The 15,421-nt window shown below is 55.9% G+C and carries 7 protein-coding genes and 1 tRNA gene; 5 read left to right on the forward strand and 3 right to left on the reverse strand.

What is annotated here, in order from left to right:
* Positions 1-38 precede the first annotated feature (38 nt).
* The 3 genes from IT444_06210 to rpoC all read left to right on the forward strand — a co-directional run bounded on the left by IT444_06210 (position 39) and on the right by rpoC (position 9,924).
* Complete coding sequence (locus IT444_06210; protein MCC7192362.1) at positions 39-1,058, forward strand: 2-oxoacid:ferredoxin oxidoreductase subunit beta; 1,020 nt, start codon at positions 39-41, stop codon at positions 1,056-1,058.
* A 331-nt stretch (positions 1,059-1,389) separates the two neighbouring features.
* Positions 1,390-5,181 (forward strand): DNA-directed RNA polymerase subunit beta, encoded by a 3,792-nt coding sequence (gene rpoB, locus IT444_06215; GenBank protein MCC7192363.1) that lies wholly within the window; start codon positions 1,390-1,392, stop codon positions 5,179-5,181.
* A gap of 228 nt (positions 5,182-5,409) precedes the next feature.
* Positions 5,410-9,924: a DNA-directed RNA polymerase subunit beta' gene (gene rpoC, locus IT444_06220; protein ID MCC7192364.1), complete on the forward strand. Its 4,515-nt coding sequence runs from the start codon at positions 5,410-5,412 to the stop codon at positions 9,922-9,924.
* Between the two features lie 106 nt (positions 9,925-10,030).
* Here rpoC and IT444_06225 read toward each other — a convergent pair whose 3' ends face one another.
* Positions 10,031-10,786 carry a prepilin-type N-terminal cleavage/methylation domain-containing protein gene (locus IT444_06225; protein ID MCC7192365.1) on the reverse strand — a complete coding sequence of 252 codons (756 nt, stop codon included), beginning with the start codon at positions 10,784-10,786 and terminating at the stop codon, positions 10,031-10,033.
* A 336-nt stretch (positions 10,787-11,122) separates the two neighbouring features.
* Positions 11,123-12,202, reverse strand: a complete 1,080-nt coding sequence (locus IT444_06230; protein MCC7192366.1) for an ABC transporter ATP-binding protein — start codon at positions 12,200-12,202, stop codon at positions 11,123-11,125.
* A gap of 571 nt (positions 12,203-12,773) precedes the next feature.
* Here IT444_06230 and IT444_06235 point away from each other — a divergent pair.
* Both IT444_06235 and IT444_06240 read left to right on the forward strand, forming a co-directional pair.
* Positions 12,774-13,733: a type II secretion system protein gene (locus IT444_06235; protein ID MCC7192367.1), complete on the forward strand. Its 960-nt coding sequence runs from the start codon at positions 12,774-12,776 to the stop codon at positions 13,731-13,733.
* A gap of 67 nt (positions 13,734-13,800) precedes the next feature.
* Positions 13,801-15,150, forward strand: coding sequence for a hypothetical protein (locus IT444_06240; protein MCC7192368.1), 1,350 nt, complete (start codon positions 13,801-13,803; stop codon positions 15,148-15,150).
* A 143-nt stretch (positions 15,151-15,293) separates the two neighbouring features.
* Here the strand turns inward: IT444_06240 and IT444_06245 are convergent.
* Positions 15,294-15,380: transfer RNA gene (locus IT444_06245), tRNA-Ser, on the reverse strand.
* Positions 15,381-15,421: the final 41 nt, after the last annotated feature.

Genomic DNA, 15,421 nt, shown 5'->3' on the forward strand with positions numbered 1-15,421 from the left:
GGAAGCGGTGCGACGAACCCTCAAAACCGAGAAATACCATGGCTAAGTCAACAGAACTTCCCGTTTTGACAGCAAAAGATTTCGCCTCTGACCAGGATGTGCGCTGGTGTCCCGGTTGCGGTGACTATGCGATTCTCAACCAGGTCCGAAAGGTGATGGCCAAATCGGGTAATACCAGGGAGAACACGGTGTTTGTCTCGGGTATCGGCTGCTCCAGCCGGTTTCCGTATTACATGAACACCTACGGTTTCCACTCGATCCACGGCAGAGCACCGGCTATCGCCAGCGGTGTCAAAATCGCTAACCCGGAGCTTGATGTCTGGATCGTCACAGGTGACGGCGACGGACTATCCATCGGCGGTAACCACCTGCTCCACTTTCTTCGACGCAACATCAATTGCAAGATTCTGCTTTTTAACAACCGCATCTATGGCCTGACCAAAGGTCAGTACTCCCCGACCAGCGAAGAGGGCAAGAAGACCAAGTCGAGCCCGATGGGTTCGATCGAAATGCCGATCTCTCCCATGTCGATGGCGTTGGCGGCAGAAGCGAGTTTCGTTGCGCGGGCGATCGACGTGGACAAGGATCTTGGCACTGTCCTCGAGCGAGCCGCCAAGCACAAAGGTGCTGCATTCATTGAGATTTATCAGGACTGCAATATTTTTAACCACAAAGCTTTTGAGTACGCCACCGACAAAGACACCAAGGAAGAACACACTATCCGGCTGGAACACGGCAAGCCTCTGATCTTCGGTAAAGCTCGTGACAAGGGTATCCGTGTTCACGACCACAAACCGGAAATCGTGAAGCTGGGCGAAAACGGCGTCAAGGAAGATGACCTTCTTTTCCACGACGAGACGGACGAGAGTCTGGCATTCATGCTTTCCCGGATGAGCCACCCTGAGTTCCCGGAGCCGATGGGGGTCTTTTACAGCAACAGCCACGCATGCTATGAGGACTTGCTGGCCAAGCAGGTCGAAGATGCGGTCAAGGCCAAGGGGCTGGGCGACCTGGAAGCACTATTCAGCTCAGGCGAGACCTACTCGCTGGGAGCGTAGTGCGAACAGCCAATGCTTTTCGCCAGAGGGGAGTTTTCAGAATACGACCTGATCTTGCCACCCGTGGATGCGGGCCTTGGCATATCTGATCCCTGAACCTCGTGCCGTGGTAATGCAGATGAGTCAGCTGGAGGGTCGAGCAACTCCCTTGGTTATGTGAAATCCACAGAGGAGAGGGTTGATGTGGAAAACTTTAAAATTCTTGAAAATGTGACTTGTGGTTTGAGTGTTATTTGACTATACTACACGACTTGCGACGTGGGCAGCCGGGCAGGTGATCATACAACGCGTTGGAATTACACACTTTACGCCTACCAGATCGAGGTGATCGATGCTGTTGAAGACGGTGCGCGACTACTCGAAGCGCGGCGACGCGCTATCAGTACCTAACCTTGTGGAAGTTCAGCAGGCCGCCTATGAGCGGTTTCTCCAGCTGGATTCCGAACACGACAAGCGAGATACGCAGATGGGACTCGAATCCCTTCTGCGTGAAGTATTCCCGATTGTTTCCTACGACGGGAATATGAAGCTTGAGTATCTCTACTACAAACTTGACGAGCCGCGTTATACGCCCGACGAGTGCCGACAACTGCGGCTGACCTTTGGCCGGCCGTTCCGCATCGGCGTCAAGCTCGAGCGCAAGGACGTAGCTGAGGTTCCCCAGGAGGAGATCTATCTGGGTGAAATCCCCATCCTGATGGGTGGCGGCGAGTTCATCATCAATGGTGCTGAGCGCGTCATCGTCAATCAGCTGCACCGCTCGCCTGGTGTGGACTTTTCAATCGCGTCCGCTGAGGCCGACCGGCCGTTGCATTCGGCTCGCATCATTCCCGAACGCGGTTCATGGATTGAACTGGAGGTATCCAAGAAGGATGTCCTCCAGATGCGCATCGATCAGTCCACCAAAATCCCTTCGACGACGTTCCTCCGCGCTATTGACGAGAACTACTCGACCACGGAAAAAATCATCCGCGCGTTCTACGACGTGCAGAAGATCGAAGTGGCTAAGCTCAAGCCTGAGCACTTCGCGGCCAGCGCGATCATCGACAAGGAGACGGGTGAGGAGCTTGTCCGATCAGGTGCTGTCATCGGCGAGGCAATCGAGAAGATTCTCGCATCGAATCTCAAAACTGTTGAAGTCATCGTCGATGTGACCGACGAACTGATCCTCAACACGATCGCTGATGAACGCGCCCACGAGTTGAATGTGAAGGTCAGCGAGCACGAAGCTGCGCTTCTGCACCTCTATGCACGTCTGCGCCCGGGAAATCCGCCGCAAGTCGAAAAAGCGCGACAGCTTTTCGCTGAGAAGTTCTTTGACGTGAACCGTTACCGGCTGGGTAAGGTCGGCCGCTTCCGTATCAACCGGAAGTTTGACCTCCGCACGCCTGAGGACAAGATGGCTTTGACCGCTGAGGATTTCCTCCAGGTCATTCGCTACATCCTCGATCTGCGTTCCAACCGAAACAAAGCCCACGTTGATGACATTGACCATCTGGGGAATCGCCGTCTCCGTACGCTCGACGAGCTTGCGGTAGAGGAGATGCGTAAGGGTTTCCTCAAGCTCCGCCGCACCGTTCAGGAGCGGATGAGCGTCAAAGACCCTGACGAGTTGGCGAAGATTGCAGACCTGATCAACTCCAAGAGCATCAGCTCATCGGTCGATCACTTCTTCGGTCGCGGTGAACTGTCTCAGGTCGTCGATCAGACGAATCCGCTGTCGCAGTTGACGCATGAGCGGCGGCTCTCGGCATTAGGTCCCGGCGGGCTCAACCGCAAGCGTGCCGGGTTTGAGGTGCGCGACGTACACATCTCGCACTATGGCCGTATCTGCCCGATCGAAACGCCTGAAGGCACGAATATCGGCCTTATCGCTTCGCTGGGGATTTACTCGAAGATTGATGAGTACGGCTTCCTTTTGACGCCGTACCGCATTGTTAAAAATCATAAAACCAGCACCAGCGATGTCGCCTACCTTCGTGCCGACGAGGAGATGAAGATCACTCTTGGCCCGACCGATGCGATCGAGCCTGACGGCAAGCTCAAGAAGGGCAACGTGCTGGCTCGCGTGGACGGCGATCTGGCGCAGGTGGACAGCACGACGATCCAGTACATCGATATCAGCCCCAAGCAGATCGTGGGTGTGTCAGCAGCCCTGATTCCGTTCCTCGAGCACGACGACGCAAACCGTGCACTGATGGGATCGAACATGCAGCGGCAGGCTGTTCCCCTGGTGAAGACGGAACCTCCGTGTGTGGGTACCGGTCTCGAAAAGGAAATCCCCAAGTACTCAGGCATGCTGGTTCGCGCACGAAATGCGGGGACCGTGACCTTCGTCGATGCGACACGGATCATTGTTGACAACGCCGACGAATACGAACTGCGGAAATTTGTCGGCCTTAACGAGCGTACATGCCTCAATCAAAAGCCAATCGTAAAGCTCGGCCAGAAGGTCAAGCGCAACCAGATCATCGCCGACGGTGCCGCAACTTATCAGGGTGAACTGGCACTGGGTAAGAACGTGCTCGTCGCGTTCAATACGTTTGATGGCTACAACTTCGAAGACGCGATTGTCATCAACGAGCGTCTTGTGAAGGGTGACGTATTCACCTCGATCCACATCGAAGAGTTCGATGTGGAGATCCGTGAGACGAAACTTGGTCGCGAGGAATTCACCCGTGATATCCCCAACGTCAGCGAAAAGACGCTGAGCATGTTGGATGACATGGGCGTGATTCGCATCGGTGCGTTCGTCAAGCCCGGCGACATCCTCGTGGGTAAGGTAAGCCCCAAATCCAAGAGCGAACTGTCACCCGAAGAGAAACTGCTGCACGCGATCTTCGGCAGAGCTGGCGAAGACGTGAAGAACGACTCGCTCGAAGTACCCGCGGGTACGGAAGGCATCGTGATCGCGGCCAAGCGGTTCAGCCGTCGCATGCACCTTAACGAGGACCAGAAGAAGGCTCTCAAGCGCGAGATGCGTGACTATGAGGCCGAGATGGACAAACGCCGCGCGGACCTCTTCCGCCAGATGGTGGATCAGATCAACGAGGTTACCGGCACACCGATGGTTGACCCCGGCACCAAGCAGAAAGTCGGTGCCAGCGACATCACGGAAGTCGTGGTGGAGCAGGTGGACGGCTTCAGCCTTGACTGGGTCAAGGGATCCAAGGCCGCACGTCAGCAGGCCGAGCAGATTTACGGTCAGTTCTGGCCTCGCATCGATGCGGTCAAGAAGGAACGCGAGCGTCGTCTGTCACACATGAAGCGCGGCGACGAACTGCCATCAGGCGTGCTTGAAATGGTCAAGGTCTATCTGGCCACCAAGCGACATTTGTCGGTCGGTGACAAGATGGCCGGTCGTCACGGCAACAAGGGTGTTATTGCCCGTATCGTGCCGGAGGAAGAAATGCCGTTCCTTGAGGACGGTACAGCCGTGGATGTTCTGCTCAATCCGCTGGGCGTGCCTTCACGTATGAACGTCGGCCAGATCCTTGAAACGCATCTGGGTTGGGCGTGCGGCGTGCTGGGCTTCCAGGCGATCACTCCGGTATTCGACGGTGCGACGGAGGCTGAGATTCATGCCGCCATTGCCGAGGCTAATGATTATGTGGACAAACGTACCGTTGAATTGGCGGAGCAGAACAAGTCTCCTGAGCCGCACGAAATTCTGGCGAAGATGCCGCCGGGCGGCAAGATTCAGCTTTACGATGGCCGCACAGGTGAACCGTTCGATCAGAAGACAACGGTTGGTTACATGTACCTTCTGAAACTCCACCATCTGGTGGATGACAAGATTCACGCCCGCGCGACGGGTCCATACTCACTGATCACTCAGCAGCCGCTGGGTGGTAAGGCTCGCACAGGCGGTCAGCGGTTTGGTGAGATGGAGGTGTGGGGTCTTGAAGCGTACGGTGCCGCGTACGTGCTTCAAGAACTGCTGACGGTCAAGAGCGATGACGTGGAAGGCCGGACCAAGATTTACGAGTCGATGGTCAAAGGCACCAACACGCTGGAAGCGGGTATGCCGGTCGCTTTCGATGTGCTTTGCAACGAGATCAAGGGCTTGGGACTGAACATTACCCTGGAAAAAGCACCATTGGAGGGCAGCAACATCCTTTGAGGATGCGCGAAGTATCGCGGATAGACAGGCAACGGTGATTTGGGTTGCTGCGTACGGATCTAGTGAGTTTGGACACGCCAGCCTTTAATCATCGCGCGTCTCAAGCCGTGTGATTCCGCTGAATCAAGCTTGGATTTCCGAGGTTTTCGGCAGGCAAAGAGATGGCTTCTTCGATCTGACGTTTACGGTAAAGAAATAATTCTCCACCACTGCGTGAGAGGTCAAAAGATGGCAGAGCAAGTTTACGATCGCGTCAATGATTACGGCTCGGTGAAAATCACTCTGGCCAGTCCCAACGACATTCGTTCGTGGTCGTTCGGCGAGGTCAAGAAACCCGAGACGATCAACTACCGCACCTATCGCCCGGAAAAGGACGGCCTTTTCTGCGAGCGCATCTTCGGCCCGGAGCGCGACTATGAGTGCGCCTGCGGCAAGTACAAAGGTACGAAGTTCAAGGGCATCATCTGTGATCGCTGCGGCGTGAAGGTTACGCACAGCCGTGTCCGTCGTAAACGGATGGGACACATCAATCTCGCTGCGCCAGTGGTTCATATCTGGTTCTTCAAAGCCATTCCCAGCCATATGGGAAATCTTCTGGGCATGAAGACCAGCGACCTTGAAAAGGTGATCTACTTTCAGGATTACGTCGTCATCGATCCGGGTGACACCCCGCTGACTGAGAAGCAGGTATTGACCGAAGAAGAGCATCGTCAGGCAGTGGAAAAGCACGGCTCCTCGTTCCGCGCCAGCATGGGTGCGGATGCGGCAAAGGATCTGCTGCTGCGCCTCGACCTCGACAAGCTCAACGAACAGCTCCGCGAAGATCTCCGAAACACACGGTCCAAACAGAAGATCAAGGATCTCTCCAAGCGGCTTAAGATCGTTGAGCAGATTCGCCACTCGGAAAACAAGCCGGAGTGGATGGTCATGGATGTGGTGCCGGTGATCCCGCCCGATCTGCGGCCGCTGGTTCTGCTGGAGTCGGGAAATTTTGCGACCAGCGATCTCAACGATCTTTACCGCCGGATCATCAACCGCAACAACCGGCTCAAGAAGCTGATGGACCTCAATGCGCCCGAGGTCATCATTCGTAACGAAAAGCGAATGCTTCAGCAGTCGGTTGATGCTCTGTTTGATAACGGTCGATGCCGTCGTCCGGTACTGGGTTCTTCGAACCGTCCGCTCAAGTCGCTGACGGACATGATCAAAGGCAAGCAGGGCCGCTTCCGCGAAAACCTGCTGGGTAAGCGCGTCGATTATTCAGCGCGTTCGGTCATCGTCGTCGGACCTGAGTTGAAACTCAATCAGTGCGGCCTGCCTAAGAAGATCGCACTGGAACTCTTCCAGCCGTTCATTATCCGCAAGCTCAAAGAGCATGGCCTGGTGGACACAATCAAGTCCGCCAAGAAGATGCTCGAGCGGCGTGACCCTGAAGTGTGGGACATCCTGGAAGAAGTGATCTATCAGCATCCGGTCATGCTCAACCGCGCACCGACTCTGCACCGTATGGGTATCCAGGCGTTCGAGCCGGTGCTGGTGGAAGGCAACGCGATCAAGATTCACCCGCTGGTGTGTACGGGCTTCAACGCGGACTTCGACGGTGACCAGATGGCGGTTCACCTGCCCTTGTCCGTAGAGGCGCAGGCGGAAGCGCATATTTTGATCCTCAGCCCCAACAACATCTTCAGTCCTGCGAACGGCAATCCGATTATTTCGCCTTCACAGGACATCGTGCTGGGTGTCTATTACATCACCTCGCTGCCTGAACCGCTGCCCGAGGAGACGCTTGGGCTGTTGACCAATCCGCCTAAAACACTTTCTGCCGACCAGAGGAAAGCTCTGCGAAAGATCAAGGAGTTCAAGGATCCGACCGAAGCACTGCTGGCTTACGATCTCAAGACAGTCGGCATTCACGACTCGATCGTCGTGCGATTGCCTGAAGGCCAGTACATCGACATCGTCAGCGAGCCTAAGGGTGATCCCAAGCCGATGCCCGCCTCACGCCGCATCGTCACGACGATCGGTCGGCTGATGTTCAACGAGATGGTTGTCCACGGCCTGCCTTACTATAACTGCGTGCTCGGTAAGAAGGGTTGCGCCCGCGTGATCGACGACACGTACGAGCGAGCAGGACGACCCGCGACGATTGAACTGCTCGATAACCTGAAGGAAATCGGCTTCAAGCGATCCACCGTCGCTGGTCTGTCCTTCGGCATCACCGACCTGCGAATCCCCGCGCGTAAACAGGAAATCATCGACGACACGCAGAAGAAGGTAAATCGCGTGGAGAACGCATTCCACGCCGGTGCGCTTACTGAACGTGAGCGGTACAACCAGTTGCTCGACCTCTGGACTCACTGCCGTGAAGAAGTGACCAAGGAACTGCTCCGCGAGCTTAAGACCGACCGTCGTGACCACAACGGCCTGCCGGTGCCAGTGGATTCCAAGCAGGGCCAGTTCTACATGAACCCCGTGTGGCTGATGAGCGACTCGGGTGCTCGAGGTAACGTCAGCCAGATTCAGCAGCTTGCCGGTATGCGTGGCCTCATGAGCAAGCCCAGCGGTGAAATCATCGAGACGCCGATCCGTGCCAACGCCCGCGAAGGCATGAACGTGCTCGAATATTTCAGCTCGACACACGGTGCCCGCAAGGGTCTGGCTGATACGGCTCTCAAGACTGCCGACTCTGGCTATCTCACGCGTAAGCTCGCTGATGTCGCTCAGAACGTCTTCATCTACGAAGTGGATTGCGAGACCAAGAACGGCATCACCAAGCGAGCGATTTATAAGGGTGAAGAGATCGACGTTCCGCTCCGCGATTCGATCGTTGGACGGTCAGCTCGTGAGACCATCCGTAACCCGATCACCGATGAGCTTATCGTCGAAGAAAACGCACTCATCGACGATATTTCCGCTGCGAAGATCGAGGCTCTGGGTATCGACTCGGTGATGGTCCGTTCACCGCTGACCTGTGAATCCCGCCGTGGTATCTGTGCGACCTGCTATGGTCAGGATATGTCCACCGGCAAGCTCGTCGAAGAGGGCTTGGCGGTTGGCATCATCGGTGCCCAGTCGATCGGTGAGCCGGGCACGCAGTTGACGATGCGTACCTTCCACACGGGCGGTATCGGACAACGAACCCTGGTCGAAACCGAATACCGAGCGACGCATGGCGGTACGGTGCAGATCCGCGACGCCAACGAAGTGCCGGTCAAGGATGAAGACGGCAACGACGTGCTCGTCGCCCTGAAGCGCAACGGTGAAATTTCCATTCATGATCCCAAAGGCCGCGAACTGGAGAAATACAAACTCCAGTACGGTGCCTACATCACCGTCAAGCCTGGTCAGGAAGTGAAGAAAAATCAGGTCATGGTGAAGTGGGACCCGCACCGAACTCCGATCCTCGCCGAAAAGGGCGGTACGGTGAAGTTTGAGGACATCAAACTAGGTGAGACGGTACGCCCTGAGAAGGAAGCGGCCGGCGGCAAGGGCAAGAAGGCCACGAGCGGGCCGAAAGAGTCACTGGTTGTCATCGAACATAAAGGCGAGATGCATCCTCGAATCGTGATTGAGGGTGCCGACGGCAAGATCCTCGACTTCCACTACCTGCCTGCCAAGGCTCGTATCGAAGTGACCGAGGGCCAGATCATCGAGGCAGGACATATGCTTGCTCGACAGCCTCGTGAAGCCAAGGGATCGAGCGATATCGTCGGTGGTCTGCCTCGCGTCACCGAGATTTTCGAAGCTCGTAAGCCCAAGGATGCAGCTGTGATGGCGGAGATCTCCGGCACCGTCGAGCTGCGCAGCGATCGTCGTCGCGGAAAGATGACGATCATCGTACGCTCTGCCGCCGAAGGTGAAGGCGGGCTTGAGAAGGAGCACCACGTTCCGCAGGATCGTCACCTGCTCGTTCACACAGGTGATTTTGTGACGGCTGGTGATCCGTTGATCGATGGTCCGCTCGTGCCGCACGATATTCTGCGCATCAAGGGTGAGGAAGCATTGTTCAGCTACCTGCTTGATGAGGTGCAGAACGTGTATCGCGCTCAGGGTGTGCCGATCAACGACAAGCATATCGAGATTATCCTGGCCCAGATGCTTCGTAAGGTGCGTCTGGAAAATCCGGGTGACTCAAAGCTCCTGCCCAACGAAGTCGTGGACAAGTTCCGTTTCCGCGAAGCTAACGAACAGGTTGGCGAGATGGTGCGGATCAAGGACTCCGGCGACACGGGTTTGGCTGTCGGCTCGCTGGTGACCAAACAGGAGGTCCGCGAGGCAAACGCCAAGGCCGAGGCCGACGACAAGCAGGGGGCCAAGGCCACCAAAGCACGACCCGCGACAGCCAAGACATTGCTCCTGGGTATTACCAAGGCTTCGCTCCAGAGCGAGTCGTTCCTATCCGGTGCGAGCTTCCAGGAAACAACCAAGGTTCTCACCGAAGCTGCGCTGGCAGCACGGACAGATAACCTGGTTGGCCTCAAAGAAAACGTGCTGCTTGGGCACCTCATTCCGGTCGGTACTGGCTTCAAACCCTACACCAACCTCAAGGTCGTCAAGCTGGCTGAGCCGGTAGCGCAGGAAGCTCCGTCGCGTGAGGAAGACCTGCAGGATGCAGCAGCATTGGCGGAGGCCGCCGGTGCCGAAACGCCGGATCAGATCAAGACCACCGTCGGCGAAAGCCGTCTCGTGGCGCAACTCCTCGGCGAGGTCGATCCGACCGCGGTCGAAGAGACGAAGGAATGACACTGCGGGTGGTAGGCAGGGTTATTTGATTCATCAATGAAAAAGACCCGTGAGCTCAGGCTCGCGGGTCTTTTAATTTCAACGACGAGTGTAGTGAAAGTGCCGTTTATTGAAGCAGTCCGCGATCCAATTCCGACCATTGTGAACCGGACGAGGGAGTGATCCCATACGTTGGTCGCGGATTGGCGACGAACTTCACGGAACTATCCTGGTAAAGCACGTTCACGCCTGCACGATGATTCTGAGCGGACGAATTCGGCTGGTTGATGTCGATGAGCAGGGCTTTTCGGGTGGTGATGTCGCCTAATAAATTGGAGCCGACTTCATCCAGACGCACCGGTGCCTGTGCCCCGATAGCTCGCGGAATATACGTTCCGATGAATACGTGATTGGTGAGACCAGCGTTTTTCGGATCATAGCTGTAGATAACTCCGCCCATGTTGTTTGGGCTTGTTGTCCACATGCTGCTGTCGGGGCAGATGAACGACGTAGCATTAATGAAGTTCGAACCGATTAGTGTGCCGTAATGAAAATAGCTGAATCCCGGATAGGTCACCGCAGCAGCCTGTCCCCACCAGAGAATCGGAGTGGAAGCCATCGGCAAGCCATCCGTACCTTTAGTGAGGGGGTTCATGTAACCCCGCTCGCTGGCATACGCGAAAGTCGCTTGACCGATTGAGCGTTCATTGACAGCACACTTGGTGCGTCGAGCCACTGCACGACCGCTTGCCAGCGCGGGCAGCAGGAGTGCCACAAGGCTGGCAATGATTGATACAACCACCAGCAACTCGACGAGGGTGAATCCCCGCCGGGCGCAACATTGCGCTCGAAAACCGTTACGTTGCACTTGATTTCTCCCCATCTGATCTCTGCGAAGCACGGCTGCACCATCACGAGCAGCATCGGTTCTCACGTGAACCGGTGGATAAACCTATCACCGAAATCTCGAAAAGGAAGTGGTAGCGGGCAAAATAATCGAACTACCACATTGACGAGAATGCGGAACGTCAAAATCCTGCTGTGTAATCTCGCTTTACGGTTGCAAAATGAAGAGTTTATCGGTCTGGATCATTGGGTCAAATCCAGCCGCCGCTACGAATTTCTTGCGTGTGATGATTTTGGGACGCTGCAAATCGAGCAGTAACCGGAAGAGAAAGCCCCTACCTAACGGGTAACTACTTGGTTTCCTGCTTATTGATCAATCCTGAAGTATCACAACATCCTCTGGGGATACTTCGACACGGATCGTTCTGTCGGTATCACTTGCTGCGCGAGGGTTGAGCTCGAATACCTTGAGCCGTGTCTGGTCGCCTATGGCGAGTTGATGTTGTGCCACCTCGCCAAGATAGGTGGATTCAACCCGCTTGGTGACGAGGACGTTGCTGCTTCCTGTCGTGCTGCCAGTTCCATTGCAGATGCGAAGAGCCTCAGGCCGAATAGACACGGTCACTCCGCCGCCCTGCGGAAGGTCTTTCGGATAGGCGCGGGATCGCAATTTTCCAGCCGGAGATTCGAGCAGCACCTCATCGCCTTCGCGTCCAAGAATTACCGCGCTGAGGAAATTGGTCTCACCAAGGAAGTCAGCCACGAAACGATTAGCCGGCCTGTCATAAAGCGTTCGTGGTTCGCCGACCTGGATGACCTTTCCCGCGCGGAGCACCGCCATGCGGTCAGCCATCGACAAGGCTTCTTTCTGATCGTGTGTCACGTAAACGCCTGTGATATTCGCAGCCTTGCAGATATTTCGGATCGTTGAGCGCATCTCGATACGTAGCTTGGCGTCAAGATTGGACAGCGGTTCATCGAGCAGCAGCAGTGCCGGCTCGATTACCATCGCCCGCGCCAGTGCGACGCGCTGTTGCTGTCCTCCCGAAAGCTCATTGGGTTTACGCTGCGCGTAGCTCTCCATCTGCACGTTTTTAAGCGCAGCTTCAATTCGTCGTTCCGCCTCGGCAGCAGGGACTTTGCGCACCGTCAATCCGAAAGCGACGTTCTGTTTCACCGTCATGTGCGGCCAAAGTGCATAGCTTTGAAACACCATGCCGCATTGGCGCTTATTGGCAGGCAGATGGGTGACATCTTTACCGTCGAAAGTGATTGAGCCGGCTGTCGGCTCGATGAATCCCGCAAGCATGCGGAGCAAGGTGGTCTTACCGCAGCCGCTGGGGCCGAGGAGAAAAAAGAGCGAGCCGGCCGGTATGTCGAGGTCGATTTGATCGACGGCGACGGTCTTGCCGTAGTTCTTGGTGAGTCGGCGCAGGGCAATGGTTGCGCTCATGTGGAGATGAGGATAGCATCGCAGCGAAATCGCGGAAAGCAGCCGATCCGCACCACGTCACCCTGAATCGATGACCCACTTAGGCGGTGCAAGCAGCCTGATCGTGACACGATGGCTGAATTCCATGTCTGTTCCATGCGGGAGCCTCGTGAGTTTCAAGGAGTTTTACCCGGTGCTGTCTCGACCGCAGCACTGCCTTTGGTTACGGTCAACCACCTGCAGCTGGAAGGTCAGTGCGACTGGCACGAGGTAGGCACCCCGCGGTTCCTGTTCCGGGAATTCCTTTAGCGTCGCATTGAACTGCGAAGTCCGCGAAGCAAGCGGACCGGCTTGGGTCGATGCTGAAACCTGCCATCCAGCAGGGGTACACGCCGAGAAGGGTTGGAAGTGCACGGATTTGCGTTGAGTTTGCAATGTGAATAGTCTAAATCATAGATCGTTCGCAGTGGGTTCTTGTTATTCCCGCCCGTATTGAACCGTTATAAACGCTTGGGGAATGGGTGACTTTAAAAAGGATGTTGTTGTCGGGAGACCGTAATTCCGACGACCGAACGCTTCGGGCCCGAATCTCATGAGAGTGATTATCACTTTCAATTATCAGAGTCATCTACCGAACCTTGCGATTGTGTCGCAGGGTGGTGGCTTCGCTTGTCGAGCCAAAGAGTTGTGCATCTCAAACGGTGTGCGACGAACTCGGCGTGGGTTTACGCTCATTGAGTTGCTGGTCGTCATTTCGATCGTGGTGCTTTTGATCTCGATTCTCCTGCCGGTTGTCGGAAAGGCACGCCGAATTGCCAAGCGCATCCCGTGTATGAACAACATGCGGACGATGGGTACCAGTTTCCAGATTTACACAAACGATTCGAAAGGAATCCTGCCGTGGGACTGCTATGCGGAAGGCGATCGACCGATCCGTCACGTTGGGCCTTGGGAAGACTCGATGCAGTGGTTCAACGTCGCCCCGACTTACGCGGGCCAGCTCAGCTATAACGAGCAGCAGCTTGCCGACATTGCTGGCACGACCCGCCTGCCTAACTGGCGCAACTCAGGACTTTTTGTCTGTCCCTGCTCCGATCCTCCCGGTGGCGTATCGGGGACAGGCGACCTTGTGACAGACGGCTACTTCATGCTCTGGGGCTGCGATGTCACGGGGACGATTCCCGTTCGACGCAAGACATTCTGGTCATACGGATACAACACGCAGCTCGATCAAGGCGTCGAGGATCGTCACATTAATGATCGCGTGCTCATGCCGATCACGATGTTTCCGCAGCCGACCGCCACGGTAGTGCTGATCGAAAAACTGATGAGGCCTGACGAATATAAACCATACTTCAACTCCGATGTGGGGCAGGCGCAGGTGAGCTGGAAGGAGTTCACTACTCGACACGAAGGCGGCGGCTTCCTGCTGTTTCTCGACAACCACGTCAACTTTTTCCAACGCAGCGAAATCCTCGGCGCTCCCAATGCACCGTCGGATTACAACCAACCCGGCCGCCTGGTGTGGAATCCCGGTGCGCCATCGATCTGAATGACGGCTTCAGATCGGGTTTGACTCATCCCTGCCGTCAAGGATGATTTTTTGGAGGTCAACGCACATGCGAAAGACTAAGTGGAGAATGATGACGCTCGCGGCAGGTATCGCGGTTACCAGTGGGGCGGCGAACGGCGCATTTGCGCCTGGAAACCTCGTCGTACTCCGTGTTGGAGATGGTGCCAGCGCACTGACGCTCGGTTCGGAACCGCTCTTTCTGGATGAATACAACGCATCGACGGGTGCGTTGGTTGCATCCCATGCGATCCCCAGCACCGGCGCGGGGGCACTGACTCTCGGCGGGCGTAACGATGCCCACGACGGTCACCTTAATCTTTCCTCGAATGGTCAGTACATCCTGTTTGGCGGTTACCGATCGATCGATGGTGCAACCTACACCCCGGACTCAATTAATAGCGGCACTAACGATCCAGCACTCGAGTCTGCTGCGTCCGTCAGCCGCGTGATTGGTCGCGTTGATTCTTTATGGAATGTGGACACGACGACCGCGCTCAACGATGCCTATGACCACACGAATATTACCGCTGTTGCCTCGGATGACGGCACGCGGTTTTGGACGGCAGGTTCAGGTGATTATCTCGATGGCCTGACTGAAATCGCAACGACTACAGGCGGCCTGCGCTACGTACCGACTCTGGGGTCGAATGATTCGATCAACATCAGCCAGACACAAACAATTGGCGGAGCTTTGGAGCCGGATAGCTTGCGCAACACGCGCATCGTGGATGGCCAACTGTACGCGATCACTGCATCACAGCATTCATTTGGTAACCGGGGAGCCTACGCCACGTCGGTCCCATTACCCACGCCGGGTGCTGATACCCCGATCCCGCTTGTCCCGGAGCTAATTAACAAAGAAGGCTCCAACACCGATTTTGGAGGCAACCTGACCTCCGGCGGTTCCTCCGGAAAGCTCTACCCCAAGAGTGATATCCTCCTCCTCGATCTGGATCCATCCGTGCCCGGCTTTGATACCGCATACACAACGGGTGGAAAAAAGGACTATCAGAAATGGGCACTGGTGAATCCCACGAGCAATACCTACCCTGACGACCATCGCGAGGACTGGCGCGTCGTAAGCAGCTTGTCGCTGAGCAATGATGAAATCAACGCTCTCGATGCGAGTGTTGTCGATGGCGTCGTGACGCTTTTCGCCTCAACCGATCGGGGCATCTTCCGACTCATCGACACTGGCGGTTACAACGCTCCGATCAGCAGCCCCTTTGGTGCCAGCTATTTTATTTCTACCCCCGTGGAGCCACAGATCGTTGATGGCACTCTCTATTCGTACACCGATTTCCGCGGATTGGTGTTGCTCCCACTGCCCGAGCCGACGAGTTTCACGCTTTTGATGATCGGCACGCTTGCTTTGAACCGCCGCAGACAGCGATAAATGCCTCATGCTCCAGGAAGGGGAGTCTTCCTGTTGGATTCCGCATTAACCTGTTGCGATCAGGAGGGTAGGCTTTACAGCAGGCTGACTGTGGTGGGATTGACCAAAGAAAAACCCCGGTAATTACCGGGGTTTTTTCACAACGGAGAGGGAGGGATTCGAACCCTCGAACAGGTTGCCCCGTTACACGATTTCCAGTCGTGTTCCTTCAGCCGCTCGGACACCTCTCCAGGTGAAAGAAACGGATGGACTATCCTATTGATCCGTCTGG

Source organism: Phycisphaeraceae bacterium (assembly GCA_020851465.1).
GTDB lineage: Bacteria > Planctomycetota > Phycisphaerae > Phycisphaerales > Phycisphaeraceae > JADZCR01.